The organism is Ligilactobacillus sp. (assembly GCF_036846325.1).
In the GTDB taxonomy this organism is placed as follows: Bacteria; Bacillota; Bacilli; order Lactobacillales; family Lactobacillaceae; genus Ligilactobacillus.
The window spans coordinates 1-4,285 of record NZ_DAIUCE010000119.1 but is presented as its reverse complement, the minus strand read 5'-3'; the positions used below and the strand labels follow the sequence as shown (position 1 = coordinate 4,285).

General features: G+C 49.2%; 4 protein-coding genes and 1 pseudogene. 4 read left to right on the top strand and 1 reads right to left on the bottom strand.

The features are described 5' to 3' along the window. The 4 genes and pseudogenes from V7Z60_RS08925 to dcm form a co-directional block, all read left to right on the top strand. Window positions 1–512: pseudogene (locus V7Z60_RS08925) on the top strand (hypothetical protein); the annotation flags it as partial. Beyond that, window positions 509–1,198 (top strand): hypothetical protein, encoded by a 690-nt coding sequence (locus tag V7Z60_RS08920; protein WP_334117477.1) that lies wholly within the window; start codon window positions 509–511, stop codon window positions 1,196–1,198. The pseudogene V7Z60_RS08925 and the gene V7Z60_RS08920, both read left to right, overlap by 4 nt. Continuing rightward, window positions 1,195–2,223: a phospholipase D family protein gene (locus V7Z60_RS08915; RefSeq protein WP_334117476.1), complete on the top strand. Its 1,029-nt coding sequence runs from the start codon at window positions 1,195–1,197 to the stop codon at window positions 2,221–2,223. The genes V7Z60_RS08920 and V7Z60_RS08915 overlap by 4 nt, the downstream gene beginning before the upstream one ends. Before the next feature lie 44 nt (window positions 2,224–2,267). Next, on the top strand, window positions 2,268–3,455 hold the full coding sequence (gene dcm / locus V7Z60_RS08910) for a DNA (cytosine-5-)-methyltransferase (protein ID WP_334117475.1): 1,188 nt from the start codon (window positions 2,268–2,270) through the stop codon (window positions 3,453–3,455). Between the two features lie 138 nt (window positions 3,456–3,593). Here dcm and V7Z60_RS08905 read toward each other — a convergent pair whose 3' ends face one another. Next, window positions 3,594–4,094: a hypothetical protein gene (locus tag V7Z60_RS08905; RefSeq protein ID WP_334117474.1), complete on the bottom strand. Its 501-nt coding sequence runs from the start codon at window positions 4,092–4,094 to the stop codon at window positions 3,594–3,596. Window positions 4,095–4,285: the final 191 nt, after the last annotated feature.

Genomic DNA, 4,285 nt, shown 5'->3' with positions numbered 1-4,285 from the left:
GAAGTAAAAACAGATTCCAGGCGGGAGAAACGGGAATGCGCCTGAGTGACGGGAGCCTCTTTGCCACACAGCTGCTGATTGACGGCGAAGGATCGACGTTCCCGATAACGCAGTCTGAAGTTCCGGGAGGTCCGCTGTGGCAGCTCCACATTCACTGGGATGATCCGTGTGTTGACCCGTTCAATGCATCAAGCGTCGAGGTGGAACTCAATACGAAGCACCCGATGTTCAGGCAGGTTACGGGCAGCATGGACAAGAGTTCCGGAGTGGCCAGGGAATTGATGGGAGGCATCATCAGACAGGCAATGGCGATGATAATCTTCCAGGCAGTGTCCGACATGAATGAGGCAGAAGGAAATACGTGGAAGTTTGAGAATGCGGAAGACGGTTCCGTTCTGAAGGTTGTCGGCTACTGGGTTGATGTGTATGAAGTTGACATTGACAGTCTCAGCATTGCCGGCGTGTTCAATTCCGTTCAGAAGTCAATCGGAGACAAGGAGGAGGAAAAATGAAAATTGCCTGGGACAGGGACTACAGCGTCTCTCAAGCAAAGCGGGACTACGAAAGGCTCAGGGTAAATGACATGGAAGTGACGCCCATCGTTCCGGACGGGGGATGGGATGAACTCCGCAGCATGCTGATTGCCGCACGTGATGATGTCTTTGAACGGCAGGAGCTTGACGGGGCGGAAAAACTCGGCTACAACTTCGACGTTGCCTATGGCTTCAAACTGTACGGAATTCTGAGTGAGAAGAATGGATTCAGGAACCGTGATGCCGCATCGGATGATTTATGGAACTATCTGTCAGTCCGCGTCATTCCCGACGTCGTTCATGCGCGCTGGGGTCTCAAACCGGAAAGGTACTATCAGAATCCGCGCAGAACATGGCTTAAGAATATCTGGTGGTACATCCATCTTTCCTGGAACGATGACGAGCAGACAACACATGAAATCATCAGAAACAACACGACTGACACAATCCTCAACCTGGTCGAGCGTCCGGGACTGGGATACTATGTCGACGTCTACCGGGAAATCATGAAGAGATACAGTGACTGCAACGACAGGGACCTTTTCCGTAAGGTGCTCAAGCTCAACACCGCCAGACTCCTGACAACATCGCCGGAGCTGGTTGATGGAGGAATCGAGGCCTATGTTGAGGGGCTGTTCAGAACTGCCGGTGGTGAAGAACAATGACGCTGCTTGTCAATGACCTGTATGACAACATAATTCGTGTCAATGCATCTGACTTCAACAGCCTGCGCGTGATTACGGGATACAGTTCGGAAAGCTTCATCAGGAAGGTGACAGATGACTTTTCAAAGCTGAAGATTGAACTGTACGTAGGGATGGCGCTTCAGGGCATCTGCAGGAAGGATCACGAATTCTACAAGGCGGAAACCGAAAAGGGCAGGGTCAGAGTACACTATGTAGTCGGGGAACCCGTGATTCATCAGAAGGTGCTGGAATTCCACAATGAAGGAAATGACCGATGCGGCTACATAGGTTCAGCCAATTTCTCTGTCGGAGGTTTCCTTGAGCAGCGGGAAGTCATGGTGCTGGCTGACAACAGTCTTGACTCACTTTTCAGATATGCTGAGGAAAATTCGGTTCTGTGCACTGACAAGGTCGTTGATGAAGTCATTCCGTTCGTTGAACGTGAAAACGGCGAGTCGGGCGGAATTTTGGATAAGACGGAAAGCAGGGGGAAACGGCGTAGTTCCGTTGAAGACACGAATGGACCGGAGAAGGGTGATGTTGACGGGAAATATTCCTCCGACGCAGGAAATACGGCGGAAGAAGACGGAGGCTACATTGCAAATCCGATTCCAGGGGACGTGCAGCCGCTGCTTAACAGTGAAAACTACATTGACGTCCCTGCATTCCGCAACGGGAAGAAAACATTCATGTTTGACGGCAAGGCATCCGAACTGATGATTGGAGGCGTCAGGGACTACAGTTACGTGATGATTCCCCACAGCAGCTTTCAGGTAAAGGTAAACGGCAGGCTTGTTGATGCGGACACCGATGTTAGATTCGGCCAGGCAGTCAGACTGTACGGCCTGGACATCGAGTCCGTTGCTTCAGAGATGCTGAAGCTTGGTGAAGGAACTGCATTTAATGCCGTAAGTGCCGGTGACGTCATCTTCAGGTTCGTTGCAGTCAGGGAAGGACTGTATCTTCTTGTCCTTGTCAGGGAAGGCGGTGACCTGATATTCTGAGGCTTATTGAGACATTCAGCGGAATCGGGGCACAGGCTCAGGCAATGAAGAACATCAAGGCGGACTTCAGGACCGTTGCCACTTCAGAATGGGAGATAGGAGCAATCTATGCCTATGACATCATTCACAATGGAAGCCAGGACCTGACTCCCTACCGCCATCATACAAAGGAAAGTCTGATAAAACAGCTCAGCCGGTTTACTCTTTCAAACGACGGGAAGAGACCGATGACACTCAATGCCATGCGCTGCATGCCGATGGAGCAGCTGAAGAGGATTCTTGCGGCTCTGAACCGTTCGAACAACCTGGGAGACATAACCGGCATCAGGGCTTCTGACCTTCCGGACAGTGACATTCTGACGTATTCCTTTCCGTGCCAGGATCTGTCCATTGCCGGCTACTGGCACCACAACACCGGCGGCATTGATCCTGATGCCGATAACCGAAGCAGCCTGTTATGGCAGATCAGCAGGATTCTTGGTGAATACCAGGAGATTCAAAGAGATCTTCCGCGTTTCCTGCTGATGGAAAACGTCAGCGAGATTCTCTCGAAGAAGAACATGGGAAACTTCAGAAAGTGGTGCGACGTTCTCGAAGGCATGGGTTACGTCAATCAGGTGTACACGCTGGATGCCAGGGGATTCGGAGTCCCGCAGATGCGTGTCCGCACGTACATGCTGAGTGTTCTGGCGGAAAACTTCAGTGAGAAGGAAAAAGTCAGAAAGTACTTTGATGAGAACAATCTTCAGGAGAAGCAGGAAGGTGCCACCTTCAGGACATCACTGGACGGATATCTGAAGCTTGACTATTCCAACCGGGACTACAGGGAGGAGGCAATTTGCAGCACTCCCAACTATACCGTGTCCCGCGAGAAGATATACAATGACAATCTCAAGCTTGCCGAAGACGGCAGGATACTTGAAAACTGTGCCAGGACGGTGACCACCAAGCAGGACAGGAACCCCAATTCCGGTATTGTAGCGTACAGGAATGATCAGCTGACTTCCTGGAATCATCATTACCGCAACCTCACGCCGAGAGAGTGTTTTCTGCTGATGGGATTTGACGAGGAGGACTTCAATGCTCTGAAGAGAAACAACTTCTCTGTTGGAAGGGGTGGCAGGATGCTTTCTGATGCCAAGCTCATCAGGCTTGCGGGTAACAGCATCGTCGTTCCTGTACTTGAAGCGCTGTTCAGGCAGGTTGAGGACCTGAATGAACTGATTGGATAGCGCACTATCCGGATTATATGTTAAAATCCCGTGACGGGTTATGTCACGGGATTTTGTGGGATATATGTGTTGAATTTGCCTTTGCCTGTAAAATATTATGATTGAAAGGTTCTGATTACTTCATGTCATGCTCGTCAATCATATTTGGAAATCACTTCTGATTTGACGGGCCTGCACCGAATACCAGTCAGCGTATCTTTGCAGTTCTCTCATGATTTCATCTTTTATATAGAATTTCTCGAAATTGCAGTCATTAAGTCTGATGTCCTGCATCTTTTGATGAACATCATAGTTCTGCATGGAAATGGAGATGGATTCAGCAGCCAGACTTCTCACCTCTGATTCGGACTGGCATTCAACTATATCGGACAGTGTGATTGAACCGCCGGTTGTGCTTGCCTCCCAGTGATTAGGCATGTCTTCTTCGATGTCAAGATTGAGGTGCTCACTTCTTTTCTTCTCAAATGGATATGCAGATTCAATGATTTCTCCAAGCAATTCTGCAGGCTGAATCAGAAAGAATATTTCTCCTTCAAGGACACCGACATCAGCATCATAATTCAGGTGGTATTCTCTCAGAATGTCATTGACTGCAGACAGGGCAATTGCCGTGTTTTGTTCATTTGATTCGGTAATCATGATACTCTCCCCTTTTTTATGGACTTGTGGAAGCTTCTAAATGAAGTATAGCACATATTAACATCGAAGTCGAACATAAGTTCATGATATTTCAAAGGGTGGATATGGTGTCTCGATTGTTTCTGATGTTACACGGATGCCACACATCGCTGCATTTACACACATCCTCCTTGACTCATCCCCCCACAAGC